Below are 17894 nucleotides of genomic sequence, written 5' to 3' on the forward strand. Positions count from 1 at the left end.
AAAACCCGCCTTTTCGGCGGGCAGAAATCGGGAAAATCGTTTTTGTGATCGGAAAACCAATGATCATATCCGGTTTATCCGATGCTTCCCTCCATCTCGAACTTGATTATTTTAACCTTTTATATCTTTTCACGCTATCGAGAAAGCCTTGATTTATTTGGGTTTTTACAATAGAATTTTTCATATTGTATCAAACTTTTTCAAATCGTTTTGGTCAAAATATGGTCAATGTCACGACTAAACATCCTCTCTTTTGTTCTTCTTTTTCACCAACCCCGGGGACGACAAGCAGCTTTGGTCCCCAATCCGTCCCCAACAAAAAACGCCTGGTCAATCGACCAGGCTTTCGTGTGTGGATCCCATTCGATTGATCTCTTTTCCGGATCCCAACGGATCAGCCGCTCTTCGTGCAGCTTCTCCAGCACCTTTATGACTCTTTTCTCAGATCGTCCTGTCCTCACACATAGCTCCTGGATCGTCGGGGGCCGGTCATTCTAATCTAAAGTAAGTCTGGTAATTCTTTGGAATGAAAAATATGCCATTAACTTGACGACGTTGACCATTTGGTCTATACTGTATATGACAGAACCCACCCACGCCTCTTGTCAAAGACAATGCGCACCGGGGTGGGGCGTTTTATTATGGAGGTTTAAATCATGTCATTTGATGCGAATCATGTTCAAATTAAACAGCCTACAACATTCGAACAACAAATAGAAATTCTACGGTCAAGAGGTCTAATCGTAAATGATGAAGAATTCGCAATTAATGTATTAAAAACAACCAATTATTATCGTTTAACAGCTTATACTCTTCCGTTAAAAAAAGACGATAAGTTTTATCAAGGAATAACTTTTGAACATATTTACAAGATTTATCAATTCGACGCCGAGTTAAGGTTATTATTGATGAGCATATTCGAACAAATAGAGATCGCTTTTCGAACGCATACAGCCTATCTAATTGCCCATAAATATGGGCCGCTTGGTTATAGAGACAAAAATAATTTCAGATATCCTAAAAATCATAGTAAATTTTTAATGGAGCTTGATGAAAACATCAAAAATAGCAAAGAACTCTTTATATCTCATCATTTCAATAAATATGGCGGTCGAATCCCTATATGGGTTGCCGTTGAAGTGTTAACATTCGGTTTATTATCTAAGCTTTTCAATATCATGAAAGTTAAAGATCAGAAAATCATATCGCGTGATTACTATAATGGCATCCATCCATCCGAAATATCAAGCTGGCTTTATGCTATAGCAACGGTAAGGAATAGGTGCGCTCATTATAGTAGATTATATAATCGTAAGTTGTCCATAACGCCCTATCTTCCTATCGAAGCTAAGAACCTTGATATTAAAAATGACGAGCTTTTTAGTATCATTTATATACTGAAAAAGTTAATTAAGGCGGAGTCATTTTGGACAAGTTGGATTACAAAGTTAGAGGCGATTATCGAGCAGTATCAGCCAGAAGTAGATATTAAATTAATGGGTTTCCCGTATAATTGGGTAAATATATTAAGAAATTAAAAACCAATCCCCCGGACCTAAGCCGGGGGATCTTGTTTTTCTGTTGCTTTTCCATCCACATACGCCTCTGCGAACATATACGCTATAACCGAACCTACAGCTCCGATCAGCGCGACAACTTTCGTTATTGTATCTTCGCTTGCGCCGAATAAAACGAGGATACTGGTAGCGACACCAGCAAGCAGTGCCCAGAACTTGCGGCTTCCTAACTTACGTTTCCAGTCAATCCCGTTCATCTTTATCATCGTCCTCCTTTCGTCCAAGTAAAATGATTGCTAACCACGCCGCTTCGTCTACGGTTAGTTCCTTCTTTTTCGCCTTTTCTGCCCACTCCGCGGAACTTAATAGTCCGTTTTCTTTGAGATGTTCCAGCGCTTTGGTTAAGAGATCCCATTGCCAATCAAACTTTAGCTCCAACTTTCTTCCTCTCCTTTCTGTTGTTTTTTGTGCAATTCCCAATGATTTCACTTCTCTCATGAACACATCTTTGTCAATTGCGGTGCCAGGACAGGTTTTAGGTGCGTTCTCACGGTGGAAGCGAATATACTTACCACGATCATAGAAGAACCTGGCCAGCTTCAGCATGGCTTCTTTCTGCTTTCCGCCGAAGGTGTCGTGTCCTATATCAAAGTTTCCGAGCATTTCCACGGCAAAGGCACCGGTATTATACCATTTGATCGAGGCTGGGGCCTTACTGAAATCCCTTCCGGTCACAAACAATCCATCCGGGAATAGGGTGACATGTTGACCGATATCACTCCAACCTCTTGTCTGGATGTGGTATCGCTTCATGTCCTCCTGTAGTTGAAGGTAATTCTTCCCGTTGAAGTTTGAATGGTCCGGCCTCCAGGTATGGTGAACATGAAGCTCTTTGTGATTGTACTTCTTCAATTCCGTCAAAAGTTCGTCAATCGTAATAACCTTAAACCCGCTCATCGTCTAGCTTCACCTCCTCTCTACATCCGCGCAAAATAAAAGAGCGCTGCAATCGCGCCCGTGATCAGCGCCCCGGCGACAGTGCGCCAGAGCCACTTTTGATTGTCCGCCACATCATCGATTCGATGGTGCGCCGACTTCGCACTTTGCAGCGCCTCATCGGCTGTGGATTTCGCTTTCTCCGCTGTGAGTTTCACGTCCGTCATCGTGTCTAACTTGGTTTCGATTCGGACGATTCTCTCACGGATTTCCTGAAGTACATCGGTTTCTCCCATTGAGTCACCTGCTTTCATAAAAATAAAAATAAAAAAAAAAAAAAAAAAACACCTACTTGGTGTCTATCAACCATGCATCTATTAGTAGCTCTAGTAATTCGTCCTTTTCGACTCTGCTCATCTGCGAAAATGCCTTTTCTTTCAACTTTCCTCTTGCCTTTTCCTTTGGTGTCAATTCACGCCCGAATGTGATGACATTTTTACCTTGCACTTTTGCTTTTTGTTTCATCTCTAATTTCATACAATCACCGCCTCTATTGTAATAGTATTCCTACCGTACTTGGTCGTTGATTCTGCTTCAATGACAATCTCACCTGTTTGGGTAGCGTTTATTTGTATTGTTCCCACGCCGTTTACTGCGTTTTCAGAGCTTACAAGAGTCCCGTTAACATAAAAATTGATGACCTCAGTGCTGTTAGGGTCATCGACCATTGCGGTGATCGTGGCCATATCCACGCCGTCGGCTTTAATTTGCAACTTGTCCGCATGTATGGATATTCTTTTGTAGATATGCAATTTCCCTCCGGAACCATCGTCGAGCATTTCAAATCCTACGGCCTCGTTTAAGTCTTTTTGGGACGTCGCAGCTTCTACGTAATAGTATACCGGAGTATCGCCCCAATAAGTCCTCAGCTCATTTAAAAGTTCTTGTGACGGCTGCGACAAGTTATCATCAATGGCCATCAGTTCAAGCATGCCGTCCATGCGCTTTGTGTATATGACAAGCATCATCACACCTCCCATTTATATGACTTTTGTTTGTATCGATCCATTGATTTCAAAGTAATTGTATCCAACGCTAGTTTGACCATTCGATCTAACCCAATGGCGCACACGCACATTTCCTGAAACATTGATATTTAATGTTTCGGTCGTTAGTAGCCCTGCACTTGATGTAGTGGTGCGTTCAGGTAGAAAAACCTCCGCCCCTCCATTTGCAATGTATCCCACTTTTCCGTAGACTGGTGTGGCTCCATCACCCGAGATAATTAAGTGCTTGACAGTAGTGATGTTGCATTCACCCACCATTGAATTATTCTTAGCGTAGTCTGGGATGGTGTAGAGATCTTGGGGCAGAAGGATATCTTTCACCATAATGTACGTACTAGTGGTAGCATAAGATGTAGAATAGTTTGTTGGGGTTCTGTAAAGTGTGCCGTTGTGTGTCATCCCGATAGCGCTCAAATGCTTTCCATCCACCATATCCGCATCAAGCCCGCTTCCTACGCCCTGAGGGGCAATGGTATTAGGCGCTTGTGTTCCGGTGTGGTTAGCACGGGATAGATAATACGCGCCATGCTGTCCGTCGACGGTGTCCGCGTTGGTCGCCTGGGGCCATGTTCCGGTTCCAGCGATGGTCACGCGCTTGTTGGTGTTATCTGGCGTGATCGCGATGTTCGCTCCGGCGATTAGGTCAATGTTCCCACCGGGATTCGACACACCATCTACGCTGGCGAGTGCACCAACCTGAGCCGCCGTAACGGCATGTGGGTTGTCGGTGCGGTTGGCATGAGCATCCACCTTTGCTTGTGCGCCGGAGGGTGTTTCTGCCCCAATATCGGCCGGAGAAATCGGATCACTGCCACTGCTTGCATGGCTAGAGGCGTGGGCCGAAGGGGTGAATGAGGTTGGCTTCCCTGCGATATCATTCCAGTTCACCGTCGCAATCAACGCCCAAGCAGTCCCTGTGTCAATGTAAATGCGCCCAGTATCATTGGCGATGTAGAGACGTCCTACAGTACCGGGCGCTGGTTTGCTTGCGTCGGTCCCGGCCTGGGCGGAGGGGACGCCACCGGCGTTGAACATTCGCTTTGCTATTTCTTCGTCAATTTTGTCGGCGTTGAAGTTAAAGTCATCGATATTATAGAAATCTGTCTGTTCCGGTTTTTTTAGACCAATGTTTTGCGTTGTATTCATACCGGCAAAACCTCCTCCCTAATGTCGATATGTCTGTATGCTGCAAGAGCACCATGTGTCAGCTGCCCAATCGTAATATGCTGGTTGTATCGCAGTTCGACGATCAGGCGAAGGTTGGCTGGCACAACTTCACGGAGCATTCCCTGAGCCGCGTCAAACTGCCGTTTTACTGTCAGTTCAATCAGCACACGCAGCGTATATGGTTCTTTGTGTAACTCGATGACGTATTTTCCGGGGCCGAGTAGTGCGTCAAGACGGTCTTGCAACATTCGGTAGGTATAGGGTAGGCGGTTGAGCCATTTTCCGGCCACACGGAAACGCCTGGTTTCGATGGTGTCGTCGCCATAAGGCGTGATATTTAGTATCGCCTCACGCCTCGCGATTCCGCGTTCTGTTGCTGTCTCGATGAATTGGTCATTGAGAATGTTGTTAATTTCCTGCCTCAGATCGTTGAGCTCCACATCTTCCGTATCAGCGACCAAACCGAATTCCCGTAGCTGCGCTAAAAATTCAGGCCAATACTCGCCAATCTTAGCCATTGATCATCACCTGCCCTAGAACTGGAACTTCGTCCGACGCAAGCGTCACATTCGCAGCGACGCCGTTCAGTTTTGTTCCGGTTACGTCCAGTACACCAGGAACGTCCAAAATACGCGCGTCGATCAGCGCGACACGTACGATGGTTTGGTTTGTGTCCTGCCACGATTTGCGCAGTTCATCAAGATAAGCCTCGATCTTGGCAGTCACATCAGGCATTACACTGGCGGTTGTGTATCCTGTGTCAAGCGTCAGCGTCGTCTCCACATTGATTGAAACCCCAGCAGCGCTCTCCACCGTCACCACATGGCCGATCGGCGCAATGCCGTAGCCCTCGCCTTGTGGCGGCGGGTCCATATCATTTTGTACCCGATCCACCAGTCCGGAATCAGCAGGAAGGTAATTGGCCCCAAGAATGACGAGTTTCACCGTACCAGGACCGTTCCAAACGGGGTATACTTTGACCGCCATTACGCCCTCAATGGCCAGGGTTTTACTCTTGTAGTCGGCGATATTTCCGCCGAAGGCTTGCCCACGCAAGTTATCAAAATACCTCCTTCGCAAACTCTCGTCGTCCTCTTCCTCTGCGCCACGTTCGATGATGTCGGCCACCACAGCCTTGCTAAGACCGTTGATGTAGTCGATCGGCAGCATGTCGCCGCTGGGGACGTTTCCAACCTCACCAGCTGTTTCACATTCGAGCACAAAATCGCCAACGGCAAGCTTTTCAACCGCGACAAAGATCACATCATCGATGCGGAATCGAGAGCCGATCGGCACGTCCATCAGTGCGTTATTGCCGTCGTAAAAGAACCCGCGCCTCCGCGCTTTGGTAGCCGGCTTGCGGGAGATGCCAATCTCCGCCGCGCGGCGGGTCAGATACTCGCCGCTGGACGTGTCGGCGAAAGTCAGGCGCATGTTCGTGTCGAGTTCGATGTACATTTGTGCGAGTTCCGCTGCCGCCGGTGCCAGTGCATCGTAAATGATACTTCCCTCTCGTTTGTCGACGTCCGCCGGAACTCGATTCAGCATCCGTTGCAGGATTGCTTCGTAGGTCTGCGCCTCATACATGTGCCGTCACCTCCTTATGGAATGATCCGAACGACGATACGACGGTAAACCGAACCGCTACCGTATCCCCGACGATATCGATCTGAAAGTCCATCACGTCCTCAATTCGGTCATCCTGTGTTAGTGCCTCTCGAATTCTCCTGCGCAATTCAGACTGAACAAACATGAAATTCTGGCCGATGAGTCCATTCAATTCAACTCCGTAATCGGCATCATAGATCAGGTGCCGGAAACGTTCCGTCTGCAGAATCTTCGCCACAGCCTGCTGAACCGCATCAAGCCCGTCGATCATTCCTGCCACGCGCCCATGGTCGAAATCCAATCTCCATGTGCGTGAGGGCTGTTCGACGGTCTGTGTATTCTGATTGTCGATGCTTCCACCGGTCGGAATCATCCGTTCACCACCTTATCCAAGATCAAATATTTCTGGCCACCCTGGATTCTGAGTAGTACCACCTTATCACCCGCTTGTAGGTACTTAGCCGTGTTTGTCTGCATCAAAAAATCCTCCGAGAGAGTGAAACGCTGATCCACGTTCACCTCCAGAGGATTGGTTTTTGTAACGGCCCCGAACATCACAGCAACGGGTTGGCCGGCTTCCAATGCGTCAAGAGCAGCCTGTTTGATAATGTTCAACATATCAAATCACCTTCAATGTCAAGCTCATCGTATGATCTTCTCCGTCGAACTTATGGGTCACTTCATCCACCATCATGGGTTGATTGATTCCGAGCGATTCAATGACGACCGGTAGATATATGCCGGCACGGACCCGAATGTCTCCGATGGCTTCGATTTTTAGGCTCTTTTGCTCTCGGTTTTTGAGCCGTGTCAGCTGTGTCAGAAGTTCGTTGATTTGAGCTGCGTTTTTCTCCTCGTCCACACTCTCATACAGCTGCAGCACGCCCCACCGGGCGATATTGGCACTGTCCTGCGCCATGTACACCTCGCGCTTGCCGGTTTCCTTTTTGTACAGCTTGATCCGGTTGTATGTGTCTTGGTCGATGTCCCGGGAATGTTCGAAACCGGTCATCAAGCTACCGTCACCGATATAGAAACCGGCCTCGAACGACCTCACATCCCGAAGCGACAAGGCGCCGAAGTCGTCGAAGAACACGAAAAACCTCCCCGTAGCCGACATGGTGAGCGTGTTGGCTTTTTCGATGATGTCCAACAGTGTCTGGCCATCCTCGACCATGGATGGGATCCGGTGCCCTGTGTCGTCGATCAAACCGACTTTCAGGTTGAAATCCGCAGCGATCTTTCGGATGACATCGCCGGTCGTGACACCCTTGAAGACGTACGTGCTTTTGTTAAGCAGATACCGAACCTGGTCGTATGCCTTGACGCTGATCTCGGCATCTTGGTTTATCTTGACGCTGAACACGTACCCGTAGAACACATTCGCGCCGTCTTTCCGCACGCGAGCGATATCACCGTTGTTTACCGCGAACGCTCGATCCTGATAGATGCCGCTGTTGATGATGGTGAACTCCACGCTTGCCGGACGGCCGACGCGAGTGGTTGTCCAAGTCAGGTCTTTGGCGATCTGCGACAGATCCCACACGTTGCCGTTTTTATTGTCGAGCAGAATTTCAAGCATATGCCTTCCCGCCTTCTGTCGGCAGCTTCAGCACCATCCCAACCGGCAGCTTTTTCAGCTGCGCGTCGCTCAACCCATTCAGTCGCTGAATCTCGCGCCACCTGGAGCCGTCACCAAGTACCTTTTGCGCGACTTTCCAGAGGTTGTCCCCGGGTGCCAGCGTGTACGTCTTGGGCGGCACGCGCTCATCCGGGCGCTTTGGTTTCGGCTTCTGCACCGTCGTCCCGCCGCCAACCTGCTGGGCCACCTGCACCTTCCTGGCGGCATAGAACCGGTATTCTCTCAGCCGCAGTGAAAACGAAATGTCTCCGGGGCTGCCGGCGACCTCTTTCCATTCGAACCCTTCAATGCTGGCAGGTGTGTTGACTTCCATCGTGGATGTGACGGCCACAAACCGGATCGGGCGCTTGGTTTCCCACCAACGCATGATGTAGTCGATATATACCTTCGGCTCAAGGACAATCGAGGCTGTGACGAACGGATATCGCTGAGCCGGGAATATACTTTCAATCGTGTATCCTGCTAGCTCGCGGTCCTTGATGACATTGATTTTGCCGAGCCCGAAAACGTCATGCCCAACATCGTCCCCGCGAATGCTGGGACCGATTTCACCGGGGAGGACTGGAAGCTCAAAACCTTCCTCCTGGTTGTTCCAACTGAGCCAAATACCGTATCGGTCAGCCAAGGCCGTACACCCCCCGGGCTGAAGATGCAATCTGCTCAGTCAGCGACCTTTCAATGCGTGCTATAATCTCGTCGATATCGCTTTTCTTGTTCACGGGTCCGGTATGAACCGTCACCGTAGGAGTCAGTGAAACAAAATTTTGGATGCTCTTCATTTCTGCCAGTTCCCGCATCATTTTTAGGTCTTCGCTAGAAATGTCCACGGTGTCGCGGATTTTGCCTACTTCATCGACTTTGCCGATGTCTGGTTTTGTCTGCCACTTGGAAAAGTCATAGCCTTTCGCCTGTGCGGCCTGTTTCTCTGCTACTTGTTTCGCGCGTTCTGCTGCGCGATTAGCCAAGAAGTCTTTCACTTTCTGTTCCCGTTCCGCCGCTTTTGCCGCTGCAGAACTAATTTTTTCAGCCAGATTCTTATCCATCGCCTGCCGGCGCGCCTCTAATGCTAAGGCTTCTTTAGCAGCGTAACTCACATGACCGATCGTTTCCAAACTTACACCAGGTATCTTATTTAACTGTTCAATCATCCAGTTAATCCCGTCGATAACGGTGTTCGTCATTGAATCGACGAGCTTTACTATCTCTAAGTCAACCCAAGCCAGTGCTTCAAAAATACCTTTACCGACTTTATCAAAAAAGATTGGAACCTGGTCGAAAAAGTTTAAAATCGTATTCCATGTCCGCATAAGTCCTGCGGCGAATTGATCATTTGTATTCCAAAGATTAATTAGCCACATCGCCAAAGCAACGATCGCAGAGATAAGCAAAACAAAGACATTTGCTTTTTGGACTGCGTTCAGCGTCGCCCAAGCAGCTGTTAAACCTTCCGTCGCGAAGGTTAGATAAAATACTGCTGCTGTAACTGCCGCTGTTCTAATAGCGAGCAACCCCTGAGAAATGGCCTGTAGTTTGGTTATAAAAAACCAAGCTCCAAAAGCACCCACAATTCCCCAAACTATAGGTTCGATGGTTGGCCAATTTGAAGTTATAAAATTAAAAATATCGCCTACCACGTTCAGAAGCCAAACTGCAGCGACGGCTGCAGCAGCCATGGCTTTTCCCACTCCTTCAATTCCGCTAGCCATTTTAGGATCATTGAGCATTCGGCTTATTTGTTGTATTGCCGGACCAAATGCTTGAAGCGCAGAATTTTTAAGCTGATTCATAACATCCCCAAACGTCATCGGCATCGTTGCAAATTTTTTATTGATGTCATCTGCAGCATTAAACATTGCTGCTTTTATAATGTCCGCTGTAATTACGCCTTCTGCCGACATTGTTTTCAAATCGCCCATAGACTTCCCAGTAACATCTGCAATGGCTTGGGCAAGTCTCGGGGCAGCTTCCATAATCGTCCGGAACTCATCGCCTTGAAGCCTTCCTGCGGCCATTGCTTGCGACAATTGATACATTGCAGATTGCTGTTCTATGGTCGACGCACCACCAACTCGGAAAGCTTTTTGCATGAGTTCCGTAAAGGCGATCAGCTCGTCATTGCTACTGAACACCTTTCCTGCAAGAACGCCCATCCGCCCGATTACTCCTGCCATGTCGGTGTAGCTTCCTCGAGCACGATTGGCAGCAGCAAAGATTTTGTCCTGCAATTGTGCGGTTGTTTGTAATCCATCATTGATCAAATTAAGCCTAGCCAAAGAGTTCACATATTCATCACTAATGTTAGCGACAGCTCGTATACCTTGGAGAGAAAAGTAAGTCGCTGCGATACCTTTGATTGATCTCAGTAATCCACCCGCTCCGCTTTCTCCTAATTTCAATGATTGATTAAATTGCTTCTGCGCCTTATCTGCTTGCTCGATCTGGCGATTAATTTCAGCCGTGGCAGAAGCAATCTCCCTCTGTGAAGCCGCCAACAATCGATCTACATTCGTATTTCGTTCAGTGACGTTCTGCATCTGCTCGAACGCCCTGATCATCAGATTCATGCTGTTCATAATGGATTTAAGCGGTCCACTCATACCATCCATCATTTTAATTGTGGAGGAAATTGTTGGCATTCTATATACCTCCATTTTCTTATTAAATTTGATAAAAAATCGCCCTCAATATTGAGAGCGCGAGGATTTTCTTTATTAAGTTTTTATTTCACTTTTTTATCGATTGATTCAAGATCAGCAATCATCCGATCTTTTTTCGTAGCAATTTCTTCTTCCGTCAAGCCAATTTTATTCAATAATACAATTCTATTTTTTGCTATTATCGTTGCAGCTTCTTTCGCCCTATTAATATTCTCTCTAGCATTCGATAAATCTTTTGTAGCGTTTGAATCTAAATATTTCATCAAGCTATCGACCGCACTTTGATCAGCAAGAGCAAACACTTCAAATGTAGAAAGATATTCTTTTTCATCGTCCGTTTTCCCATAATTAAAACTTATAGACATCTGTCCAAACCATTCTTTTGCGTTTTTACAGTAATCATAAAAATCTAATTCAGACATACTTCCTTCGGAAAATGCGTTCGTAGCTTTCATTAGATAACCATGAGCTTCATATAATTTTAAATAGTCGTTCCAAGCTTTTTCATCGAATTCAAGACCTTGCTTTTTTAAATCCTCTGAATTTACATTTACGACCGCCTTTTTATTCCCGTTATTATCTAGATTATTAACTGGCGATGATTCATTTTCACTTACAAAAATTCCAACAATCAAAAAGATCGACGAAGCAATAAAAGAATACAAAACGAATTTCCCGTTTTTTCTCCTGACTAGCCAATAAATTAGACCACCGATGAACAACACTCCGAAAATGAACCATAAAAACATAAATAAATAAAACAATAGAAAGCCCTCCCGCGCAAATTTTGGTAACATTTTACCACATTCTGTGCAGGAAGGCTATCTTCTTTTTGCTTTCCGCTCGGCCTTCGCTGCCTCTTTCTTCTCTGCTTCGATGCGGATATCAATAGCAGCCATGATAAAGGCTTTCTCCTCCCGCGGCAAGTTGACAAACTGTCCCGGGAGAATGCGCAGTTTGTGGAGGGCGTAATACGCATAGTTAGCCTCCGCGTCGCCCTCTTTAATCAGTTTTTTGCTTCCTCGACGAGCGCCTCCATATCAATGTCAAAGCCACTTAGCTCCTGAATTTTGTTAACAAGCGTCGCGATCTCGCCAGAAAGGAGCACCTTGTTTAAATACTCATCCGGTGTAGCACAGCCGAGCTTCTTGATACTATCCGCATCCTTGAAGTCTGGATCCAGCGTATGCTCGATCACGACAGCCGTGTTAAAACCCTGCGCGTCAAATTCGACCTTACGGCCCTTTCCGACGCGCGTGTATCGCTTCCGCAGCTCATCAAAGGTTTGGTTCGTCATCGCCTTGATCTTGAATTTAAGGATATTTCCGTCCTTATCTTTGAACCTAGGCGAAACGACGACCTCATCGGTCAAATTATCGACCGGATGAGAATTGAGAAAATCCTGTAACGTGCTCATATTTTACCTCCTTAAAAGGCGCCTGGATTAGGCGCCCGTAATGGTGTTGAATTGGTCCAACAGATCCGCATCGCTGAACGTAAACGGCAATTCCTCTTCGAGCATATCGTCACTTGTTGCATCAAATTTAGCGATCGTAACACTGTCTAGGTTGCATCCTCTTAACAGCACAGTCTGTTTGCCTGTACTAGATTGAGGATCCTCATTAACAATTTGAAGATCAAACCAAAAATCACGACCTGTTTTAACGTACTCCACCATTAATTGACGGAAGATAGAAGTTACGTAGTAAATGGTCAGCGTACCAGATCCCTTCCACCCAGCTGACCGTTGCGGCGTATTGGTTTTACCCAGCACCGGCACGTCGACTTTGTTCTTTTCGATCGTCGCCTCTAAAGAGCGGGCATAAAACAGCTCCTCAACGCGCCCGTTAATTGTTGCGTAAGCCCTTGCCTGTTTCCCGCTGATTGCGTCGCCTTCACGGAAAAACACTCTGCATCACCCCTTACCGGACCGTCACGGTCATATAGATTTTCTCGATGGAGTCAATCGGCTGTACCCACTGATTCACCACAACCGCATCAACATCTGCCCCCGGGAGAACCTCAAGATCCGTCTGCGGATCGAAGTTTTGCACCGCGCCGATGTTCTGGTACTGATTGGTGATGTTGATGATTTCGGACTTAAACAGGTTACGGCCGTCATCGTTGTTCGCCACCTTGCCAATGTAGGATTGGCTGAACACCCGCATATAGTCATTGGCCAAACCATCCAGCACCCGAATAACGCGGTTTTTGCTGAATGCCTTACCTTTCGTCGGAGTGAACGTGTGCAACGTGTTGATATCCTGCTCAACAATGGCCCTGCCGTCCATCGCTGTGAACAGGAATTCGCCATTTTGCAGGGCCGCAATAATCTGGCTATTGGTGTACTTCGGCGCCACGTCTACCGCACCGTCATAAGCGTCATATGTGAGCGACTGGTTCGGCGCGGCCCCGGCCGTCGCCCCGGCCACCCACGCGACCGCCTGCGATGCAGTAAGCGTTGTCCCGTCTGTCAGCACAACGCCGTTTTTCACCGAAATGACTCCCTCATAGTCAGCCAACGGGTAGTTTTCCATGACGACTTGAATCTTCTTTCCTTCAGTATCCCGGAGCCGCTTTGCAAACGATACGAACACGTCTTTGGTCATCGCATCCGTCGCCGTCAAGCCGATGGTGTTGAAGTCGTGGACTTCGATAGCGGCAAGGTAATCCAGGTAGTCCTGCGCCGTTACACTACCGTCTGCCCCACCGGTTAGCGGTGCCCCGGCGGTTGTCGTGAGAGACCCGGTTCCGCTAAAATCGACCCAAGTATTCGACTTCAGTTCTTCAATGGTTGCAACGGTCTGCAGATCAACTTCCTGCCCGGAGACGAGCGTCTTCACGTCAAACTTAGCCGGATCGTCAATGTTCGACTGAACGATAATGCTGGCATCGTTCCCCCGTACACCGCCATGTTTGGCCGTCACAGTCAAATTTGTTCCAATCGTGGCCGTCGCCTTTGTTCCTGTGTTGAGCCTGTACAAGAGCAGTGTCCGGGCCCGTTTCAGCGCTTCCCGAACCAGGAGCAACTGCGGCTCCGTAATCGGATAGCCGAGTGTGTCAAACGTGTCCGCGCCGGCCTCGACCGCGATTACCTGCTTAGCGGGACCCCAGGAGAGCGGCAAGGGTAGGCTTACGAAGCCGCGCTCGCCGAGTGTCCCTAAAGGTTTGGCTTCTCCTACAAAGTTGATATACACACCAGGGCGTACCTTGTTTTGAACTGTCCACGTTCCACCTGCGGGCATATCAGTTCACCGTCCTTTTTGCAAAATCTTCGATCAGTTTTTGTACCTGATCGAGTGTGTATGCCTCATCATCTTTCAGCAATGAACTCAAAACGTCTTTTTGAACCGGCGTAAAATTAGCCGACTTTAAGAATTGCTCTTTCGTAAATTTCACAGCCGCTTTTTTCTCGCTCATTTGATCCCCTCCTTCACATCAAGTGCCTTCATCACCGGATCAACCGGTTTCGGCGCCCAGACGTGGAAATTGTATTCGACGAAGAAGTGCAGAACTTCGTCTACGATTTCAAACCGCATTCCCGTCCCGCGGACCAACCGGCCAGCTACCGCGATCCACTGAAGTGTTTCTGTCAGCCGTTCGGCCATGGCATACATATCCTCGTTACGACGCTCCGGGGCGAAGTAATGCACATCGAACGGATGATATCGGATGAACCGCCGGCCAAGCTCTTGCGTGTGCTCTGGCTCCAGGAGCTTTACAAAAAAGCATGGCAGCGTCAGGCCTTGCTTAATCTCTTCGCCCATGATCGGGATGGTTGGGAACGCGGTGTCGAGTGCGGAGTGGACGGCGTATCGGACGTCGTTAATGGTTACGGACAAGCTCATAAGCGCTCCACCAACCTGTCCATGTTCGCTTCAACAACCGCATACATCACATCGATCTGAAGATGAGAAGTCAATTCATTTCGCCCACCAACATCGACGTTCGCCCAGCTGGTGGCGATATTTCCGTCCGGACATTTTGCGGCGAAGACGAAACCCAACACTTCTCCGCCACGCGCCCGTTCGAGCAGCGTTTCCAACGCTTCCACCACATTGTCCTGTGGCGTTTTGAGTCGGATGATCTTCGCCATAGCATTACTCCTTCCTCGGCGGCCGGCCGTTCATGATATCATTGAGCAGCTGCATCACGCGCTTTTCCAAATACCGCGGTAGCTCCCGCTCGATCTCCTGCATGGAGATGGTCATCATAAAGCGGCCTTCGACCCACTTCGTCAGGTCATTGCCGGCCCGGTGGCCGTATTCAACGTAGATCGCGTACTCCGTTGGGTTAAAGATATCCACCTGATATGCATTTCCGCGACGCTCGACCCGACCGACTTTCCAATTCCGCCTCAGTTCCCCGGTATCAACCGGCGTCCGCTTTTTGATCTTCCGCTCGGCTCGGTACGCCATCTCCAGCAGGAAATCCTGGATGAAACGCTCGATGACGCGCTCGTCCAGCGCTTTTTTGAACGTTTTAGCCAGTTGCTCAAATTCGGAGAAGTCGAATTTTCCCCACTTGGACATTAGGCCCATTCCTTCCGTTGCAAACTTACTTCCTGATGTGTCGGATACAGAAACGGCTCTCCGGCAGTGTATCGGCGCGTCACGGTGCCGCGGGTGACTTCGAGCAGATCACCTTGACGAATGTCCAGCTCCGGAGCGATGAACATCTTCGTCTCATACCGGATTTCGTTCTGCGCCTCTGTCTGGTTGTTCTGGCCAAGCACACGCTGCGAAATGCGGCAGGGTTGGGCGGTGTAGACGGGCTGCAGGACGAGTTTGGTTTCCTTCGTGACCGGATCCTTGACCTGGACATATCGGTACACCATCGCCCGATCCGTGTATATCTGTTCGATTGCCCGACGGTGGCGGGTAAGGTCCATCGTCACCACCTCATTCTCCGGTACCTGTTCAAATCAACCCGATAATTCAACACAACGGCGTCGATTGCGGATTTGGACGTATTTGTCAAACCGGATCCCTGCGCTGGCTTTGACGACGTATCCCCGACTGTAACCTCTTCTCCGGCTCCGCTCGTCTCTGCGATCCCGTGGAGTTTCGGCTGTTCGATTCGGAGCGCGTCGATCGTCATGGACGCCCAGGTGTGTTCCAACTCGGCCGGGATCTCGATCAAGTTCGTATAGTGCAAGATGCGCCGGCCGATCTCCTGGACGTAGGAATCAATCAGCGCATCCAAACTGTTGTCCGTGATCTGCAGGCGGGTTTTGACTGTCGCCAGAACATCACTCGCCGCCATCTTTTTCGCCGCCTTTGGTTGCGAAAATCACTGCGAGAATATCTCCCTTCTTCGTCGCACCACCCAGATCGATGCCGTTGTCCGCCGCGTATTGCTTCAGTTCGGCAACGGTCATGTCATTGAAATCATTCAAGCCGCCAACAGGAGCTGGCTTAGATACGGGTTTCTCGGATTTCTCCTTCTCCCTTACCTTGGCAGCCAACTCCCGGCGTTGCCGATTAAATGCTGCAAGTCCCATGTGATCACCTCATTATAACAGCTTGTGGACAAATTTTACGACACGAATCGCTTTCGGCTCGTACACGCGACTCCAGTTCGTTCCGCTGGCCAACTCTGCGTTGGTCGGAGACACCCCAGCCACGCTCCCCGAAGTAAACCGCACTCCACGCGGATGCAAAATGAAAGTCCTGCGATTGATCAAGTAATCTTCGCCGGCTAAAGTGTCTCGGTCCGTTTCCGTCGGGACGAATCCGACCGGGTTGCCCTCGCCATATGCGACAGCACCGGGGCCGAATAAGTATGTCGTAAAAATCTTATTACCTGTCGGTGTTCCGGTACCATCAAGTTCATCAGTTACTGGAGTTGTATCGTCCACAATGACGCGCTTACCAAGGAATGTCGGTACATCAATAGAGCCAGTGGAAGGCTTAACGTACTGAATCAAGTCCTGTTTCGCCAGCGACGCCTCCGTCGCGCTGTGCATGACGATGGCCGTCAGCTGCGATTTAGCGTCGCCAAGCTTTTGCGCTGCATCGACCGTCGTCTTGGCGCTGATAACTGCTGCATCGCCGGTTTGGCCAGAAATATCATGCACCAGTGCTGACATGCTGGCCGATGCGAAAACACCCGTCAGGGTGGAAATCAGCGCCGCTTGGTATCTCCGTGCCCAATAAGATGCAACCAGGTCAGCGATGGCTCGCATCGGATCGTCACCGGCGAGATTGGCCGCTAGATCATTCGCACCCCAAGCACGGCCACGGCGCAGAATGACGGCTTCATCTTTGTTGGCTTGGATTTTGCCGGGCGTCAATGCCCCATTGTCGGATAGAACTTCATCATCCCCAACCAAATCACCCCAGAACGGCATCTGTACTGTCCGCGCAGCTGCGCTTGCTAGCCGGTCAAACTCTTGCGTACGTTGGGCAATTCCGGATTGAAAGATTGCCGAAAGCTCCATCGTACGCTGTACCACGTAGGGATTAAACACCTCAGGAACGATTACATCAGAAATTTTCACAGACATGTTTTATCAACCTCCAACAATGGATTGAAGTTGTTTCGCAAGCTCCGGATTCTCTCGAAGAATGCGGGCCTGTTCAGTTAGATTGAAATGCTCTTTCGACCACGGGTTTTTAATTCCAGTGCTTCCGCCATCCCGCCCATCCGCCGGTGCAACGCCTTTGAATTGCGGACCTTTGTCCGATTTTTGCTCGACAAACAAAAAAGCCTTACTTTGACGTAGGGTTTTGATTTGCTCATCGAGCCCGGCTTTTACGTTGCTGCTGTCATCGAGCTCGATTTTGCTTTTGTCCAACAGGGCAGCCACCAGATCCGGATCGTGTACCTGGCCGGCGACCGCCAGCTTGATTGCTGTTGTCACGGCCATGTCCTGGAGCTTGGCCTCGTACTTCTCGGCAGCGGCTTTGTTCTCCGCCTGAAGTTGCTCGATCTGCTTTTTCAGTTCCTCGTTTCCCTCAGCCGCTTTTTTCAGATCGGAAAGCTGCTTGTCACGTTCCTTAAGTGCTTCTTCGGCTTGCTTTTTGGCTTCGTTAATTTCATTGAACTTGTCCTTCGGAATCCAGTTCCCGTCGGATACGACTGCGACCTTATGTTTGTCACCAAGCTTCGCCATCAATTGGTTATATAGTTCTTCGCCCAAAAGTTCTTTCAAATCCACTTTTCAACACGCTCCCATTTGGTTTTTATGGCGTAACCCACCGCCATGGGCGGCCGTGATGCTCCGGCCAACGAGCAATACAAAGGGCCCCGGGAGTCTCGTCCGGAGCCCAATAAAAACACCCTCGCATGGTCGAGA

The 17894-nt window shown here is 49.0% G+C and carries 28 protein-coding genes; 1 reads left to right on the forward strand and 27 read right to left on the reverse strand.

Translation table 11 applies throughout. The features are described 5' to 3' along the window. Positions 1-266: 266 nt before the first annotated feature. The gene (locus THEAE_RS23105) at positions 267-425 is read right to left on the reverse strand and encodes a hypothetical protein (RefSeq protein ID WP_156920645.1); all 159 of its coding nucleotides are present in this window, start codon (positions 423-425) and stop codon (positions 267-269) included. A 231-nt stretch (positions 426-656) separates the two neighbouring features. Here THEAE_RS23105 and THEAE_RS0114815 point away from each other — a divergent pair, with 231 nt between their 5' ends. After that, complete coding sequence (locus THEAE_RS0114815; RefSeq protein WP_028988014.1) at positions 657-1538, forward strand: Abi family protein; 882 nt, start codon at positions 657-659, stop codon at positions 1536-1538. A gap of 17 nt (positions 1539-1555) precedes the next feature. Here the strand turns inward: THEAE_RS0114815 and THEAE_RS0114820 are convergent, their stop codons facing one another. The 26 genes from THEAE_RS0114820 to THEAE_RS21200 all read right to left on the reverse strand — a co-directional run bounded on the left by THEAE_RS0114820 (position 1556) and on the right by THEAE_RS21200 (position 17756). After that, complete coding sequence (locus THEAE_RS0114820; RefSeq protein WP_028988015.1) at positions 1556-1774, reverse strand: hypothetical protein; 219 nt, start codon at positions 1772-1774, stop codon at positions 1556-1558. Next, the gene (locus THEAE_RS22215; RefSeq protein WP_052330052.1) at positions 1761-2474 is read right to left on the reverse strand and encodes a peptidoglycan recognition protein family protein; all 714 of its coding nucleotides are present in this window, start codon (positions 2472-2474) and stop codon (positions 1761-1763) included. Before THEAE_RS22215 ends, THEAE_RS0114820 begins: the two co-directional genes overlap by 14 nt. Positions 2475-2494: 20 nt before the next feature. Further along, the gene (locus THEAE_RS0114830) at positions 2495-2749 is read right to left on the reverse strand and encodes a hemolysin XhlA family protein (protein ID WP_028988016.1); all 255 of its coding nucleotides are present in this window, start codon (positions 2747-2749) and stop codon (positions 2495-2497) included. A gap of 52 nt (positions 2750-2801) precedes the next feature. Further along, a complete protein-coding gene (locus THEAE_RS0114835; protein WP_028988017.1) occupies positions 2802-2990 on the reverse strand; it encodes a hypothetical protein in 189 nt (62 codons plus the stop codon). Beyond that, a complete protein-coding gene (locus THEAE_RS0114840) occupies positions 2987-3478 on the reverse strand; it encodes an Ig-like domain-containing protein (protein WP_028988018.1) in 492 nt (163 codons plus the stop codon). The genes THEAE_RS0114835 and THEAE_RS0114840 overlap by 4 nt, the downstream gene beginning before the upstream one ends. A gap of 15 nt (positions 3479-3493) precedes the next feature. Then, positions 3494-4666, reverse strand: coding sequence for a hypothetical protein (locus tag THEAE_RS0114845; RefSeq protein ID WP_028988019.1), 1173 nt, complete (start codon positions 4664-4666; stop codon positions 3494-3496). Further along, positions 4663-5205, reverse strand: a complete 543-nt coding sequence (locus tag THEAE_RS0114850) for a putative phage tail protein (protein ID WP_028988020.1) — start codon at positions 5203-5205, stop codon at positions 4663-4665. Before THEAE_RS0114850 ends, THEAE_RS0114845 begins: the two co-directional genes overlap by 4 nt. Further along, positions 5198-6274 (reverse strand): baseplate J/gp47 family protein, encoded by a 1077-nt coding sequence (locus THEAE_RS0114855; RefSeq protein WP_028988021.1) that lies wholly within the window; start codon positions 6272-6274, stop codon positions 5198-5200. Before THEAE_RS0114855 ends, THEAE_RS0114850 begins: the two co-directional genes overlap by 8 nt. Further along, positions 6267-6668: a DUF2634 domain-containing protein gene (locus tag THEAE_RS0114860; protein ID WP_028988022.1), complete on the reverse strand. Its 402-nt coding sequence runs from the start codon at positions 6666-6668 to the stop codon at positions 6267-6269. The genes THEAE_RS0114855 and THEAE_RS0114860 overlap by 8 nt, the downstream gene beginning before the upstream one ends. Then, on the reverse strand, positions 6665-6913 hold the full coding sequence (locus THEAE_RS0114865) for a DUF2577 domain-containing protein (protein WP_028988023.1): 249 nt from the start codon (positions 6911-6913) through the stop codon (positions 6665-6667). The genes THEAE_RS0114860 and THEAE_RS0114865 overlap by 4 nt, the downstream gene beginning before the upstream one ends. A gap of 1 nt (position 6914) precedes the next feature. After that, positions 6915-7877: an XkdQ/YqbQ family protein gene (locus THEAE_RS0114870; protein ID WP_028988024.1), complete on the reverse strand. Its 963-nt coding sequence runs from the start codon at positions 7875-7877 to the stop codon at positions 6915-6917. Beyond that, a complete protein-coding gene (locus tag THEAE_RS0114875) occupies positions 7870-8562 on the reverse strand; it encodes a LysM peptidoglycan-binding domain-containing protein (RefSeq protein ID WP_028988025.1) in 693 nt (230 codons plus the stop codon). The genes THEAE_RS0114870 and THEAE_RS0114875 overlap by 8 nt, the downstream gene beginning before the upstream one ends. Beyond that, on the reverse strand, positions 8555-10573 hold the full coding sequence (locus tag THEAE_RS0114880) for a tape measure protein (RefSeq protein WP_028988026.1): 2019 nt from the start codon (positions 10571-10573) through the stop codon (positions 8555-8557). Before THEAE_RS0114880 ends, THEAE_RS0114875 begins: the two co-directional genes overlap by 8 nt. An 83-nt stretch (positions 10574-10656) precedes the next feature. Further along, entirely contained in the window at positions 10657-11358 is a 702-nt protein-coding gene (locus THEAE_RS0114885) for a hypothetical protein (RefSeq protein WP_028988027.1), read from the reverse strand. Between the two features lie 242 nt (positions 11359-11600). Then, positions 11601-12011, reverse strand: a complete 411-nt coding sequence (locus tag THEAE_RS0114895) for a phage tail assembly chaperone (RefSeq protein ID WP_028988029.1) — start codon at positions 12009-12011, stop codon at positions 11601-11603. Positions 12012-12038: 27 nt separating this feature from the next. Next, complete coding sequence (locus THEAE_RS0114900) at positions 12039-12503, reverse strand: phage tail tube protein (RefSeq protein ID WP_028988030.1); 465 nt, start codon at positions 12501-12503, stop codon at positions 12039-12041. A 13-nt stretch (positions 12504-12516) separates the two neighbouring features. Then, entirely contained in the window at positions 12517-13839 is a 1323-nt protein-coding gene (locus THEAE_RS0114905) for a phage tail sheath family protein (protein WP_028988031.1), read from the reverse strand. A gap of 1 nt (position 13840) precedes the next feature. Beyond that, positions 13841-14014, reverse strand: coding sequence for a hypothetical protein (locus THEAE_RS23295; protein ID WP_169729999.1), 174 nt, complete (start codon positions 14012-14014; stop codon positions 13841-13843). Beyond that, positions 14011-14442, reverse strand: a complete 432-nt coding sequence (locus THEAE_RS0114915; protein WP_039944490.1) for a phage tail terminator family protein — start codon at positions 14440-14442, stop codon at positions 14011-14013. Before THEAE_RS0114915 ends, THEAE_RS23295 begins: the two co-directional genes overlap by 4 nt. Then, positions 14439-14690, reverse strand: a complete 252-nt coding sequence (locus THEAE_RS0114920) for a hypothetical protein (RefSeq protein WP_028988033.1) — start codon at positions 14688-14690, stop codon at positions 14439-14441. Before THEAE_RS0114920 ends, THEAE_RS0114915 begins: the two co-directional genes overlap by 4 nt. 4 nt (positions 14691-14694) lie before the next feature. After that, positions 14695-15126: an HK97 gp10 family phage protein gene (locus THEAE_RS0114925; protein WP_028988034.1), complete on the reverse strand. Its 432-nt coding sequence runs from the start codon at positions 15124-15126 to the stop codon at positions 14695-14697. Beyond that, positions 15126-15485 (reverse strand): hypothetical protein, encoded by a 360-nt coding sequence (locus tag THEAE_RS0114930; protein ID WP_039944491.1) that lies wholly within the window; start codon positions 15483-15485, stop codon positions 15126-15128. The genes THEAE_RS0114925 and THEAE_RS0114930 overlap by 1 nt, the downstream gene beginning before the upstream one ends. 2 nt (positions 15486-15487) lie before the next feature. Continuing rightward, positions 15488-15859 (reverse strand): phage head-tail connector protein, encoded by a 372-nt coding sequence (locus THEAE_RS0114935; protein WP_028988036.1) that lies wholly within the window; start codon positions 15857-15859, stop codon positions 15488-15490. Then, positions 15846-16097 carry a hypothetical protein gene (locus THEAE_RS0114940; RefSeq protein ID WP_028988037.1) on the reverse strand — a complete coding sequence of 84 codons (252 nt, stop codon included), beginning with the start codon at positions 16095-16097 and terminating at the stop codon, positions 15846-15848. The genes THEAE_RS0114935 and THEAE_RS0114940 overlap by 14 nt, the downstream gene beginning before the upstream one ends. Positions 16098-16109: 12 nt before the next feature. Next, the gene (locus THEAE_RS0114945; protein WP_028988038.1) at positions 16110-17102 is read right to left on the reverse strand and encodes a major capsid protein; all 993 of its coding nucleotides are present in this window, start codon (positions 17100-17102) and stop codon (positions 16110-16112) included. A gap of 6 nt (positions 17103-17108) precedes the next feature. Further along, the gene (locus tag THEAE_RS21200; RefSeq protein ID WP_039944492.1) at positions 17109-17756 is read right to left on the reverse strand and encodes a phage scaffolding protein; all 648 of its coding nucleotides are present in this window, start codon (positions 17754-17756) and stop codon (positions 17109-17111) included. Positions 17757-17894 lie beyond the last annotated feature (138 nt).

The organism is Thermicanus aegyptius DSM 12793, from assembly GCF_000510645.1.
Lineage (GTDB): Bacteria > Bacillota > Bacilli > Thermicanales > Thermicanaceae > Thermicanus > Thermicanus aegyptius.

Excerpts from the sequence above, each read along its gene's own strand:
- THEAE_RS0114895 (WP_028988029.1), bottom strand. The coding sequence starts at position 12,011 with ATGAGCACGTTACAGGATTTTCTCAATTCTCATCCGGTCGATAATTTG.
- THEAE_RS0114870 (WP_028988024.1), bottom strand. The coding sequence starts at position 7,877 with ATGCTTGAAATTCTGCTCGACAATAAAAACGGCAACGTGTGGGATCTG.
- THEAE_RS0114915 (WP_039944490.1), bottom strand. The coding sequence starts at position 14,442 with ATGAGCTTGTCCGTAACCATTAACGACGTCCGATACGCCGTCCACTCC.
- THEAE_RS23295 (WP_169729999.1), bottom strand. The coding sequence starts at position 14,014 with ATGAGCGAGAAAAAAGCGGCTGTGAAATTTACGAAAGAGCAATTCTTA.
- THEAE_RS22215 (WP_052330052.1), bottom strand. The coding sequence starts at position 2,474 with ATGAGCGGGTTTAAGGTTATTACGATTGACGAACTTTTGACGGAATTG.
- THEAE_RS0114865 (WP_028988023.1), bottom strand. The coding sequence starts at position 6,913 with ATGTTGAACATTATCAAACAGGCTGCTCTTGACGCATTGGAAGCCGGC.
- THEAE_RS0114815 (WP_028988014.1), top strand. The coding sequence starts at position 657 with ATGTCATTTGATGCGAATCATGTTCAAATTAAACAGCCTACAACATTC.
- THEAE_RS0114845 (WP_028988019.1), bottom strand. The coding sequence starts at position 4,666 with ATGAATACAACGCAAAACATTGGTCTAAAAAAACCGGAACAGACAGAT.
- THEAE_RS0114835 (WP_028988017.1), bottom strand. The coding sequence starts at position 2,990 with ATGAAATTAGAGATGAAACAAAAAGCAAAAGTGCAAGGTAAAAATGTC.
- THEAE_RS0114905 (WP_028988031.1), bottom strand. The coding sequence starts at position 13,839 with ATGCCCGCAGGTGGAACGTGGACAGTTCAAAACAAGGTACGCCCTGGT.
- THEAE_RS0114830 (WP_028988016.1), bottom strand. The coding sequence starts at position 2,749 with ATGGGAGAAACCGATGTACTTCAGGAAATCCGTGAGAGAATCGTCCGA.
- THEAE_RS0114935 (WP_028988036.1), bottom strand. The coding sequence starts at position 15,859 with ATGGCGGCGAGTGATGTTCTGGCGACAGTCAAAACCCGCCTGCAGATC.
- THEAE_RS0114850 (WP_028988020.1), bottom strand. The coding sequence starts at position 5,205 with ATGGCTAAGATTGGCGAGTATTGGCCTGAATTTTTAGCGCAGCTACGG.
- THEAE_RS0114860 (WP_028988022.1), bottom strand. The coding sequence starts at position 6,668 with ATGATTCCGACCGGTGGAAGCATCGACAATCAGAATACACAGACCGTC.
- THEAE_RS0114930 (WP_039944491.1), bottom strand. The coding sequence starts at position 15,485 with ATGGACCTTACCCGCCACCGTCGGGCAATCGAACAGATATACACGGAT.
- THEAE_RS0114840 (WP_028988018.1), bottom strand. The coding sequence starts at position 3,478 with ATGCTTGTCATATACACAAAGCGCATGGACGGCATGCTTGAACTGATG.
- THEAE_RS0114940 (WP_028988037.1), bottom strand. The coding sequence starts at position 16,097 with ATGGGACTTGCAGCATTTAATCGGCAACGCCGGGAGTTGGCTGCCAAG.
- THEAE_RS0114820 (WP_028988015.1), bottom strand. The coding sequence starts at position 1,774 with ATGAACGGGATTGACTGGAAACGTAAGTTAGGAAGCCGCAAGTTCTGG.
- THEAE_RS0114920 (WP_028988033.1), bottom strand. The coding sequence starts at position 14,690 with ATGGCGAAGATCATCCGACTCAAAACGCCACAGGACAATGTGGTGGAA.
- THEAE_RS0114880 (WP_028988026.1), bottom strand. The coding sequence starts at position 10,573 with ATGCCAACAATTTCCTCCACAATTAAAATGATGGATGGTATGAGTGGA.
- THEAE_RS0114945 (WP_028988038.1), bottom strand. The coding sequence starts at position 17,102 with ATGTCTGTGAAAATTTCTGATGTAATCGTTCCTGAGGTGTTTAATCCC.
- THEAE_RS0114855 (WP_028988021.1), bottom strand. The coding sequence starts at position 6,274 with ATGTATGAGGCGCAGACCTACGAAGCAATCCTGCAACGGATGCTGAAT.
- THEAE_RS0114925 (WP_028988034.1), bottom strand. The coding sequence starts at position 15,126 with ATGTCCAAGTGGGGAAAATTCGACTTCTCCGAATTTGAGCAACTGGCT.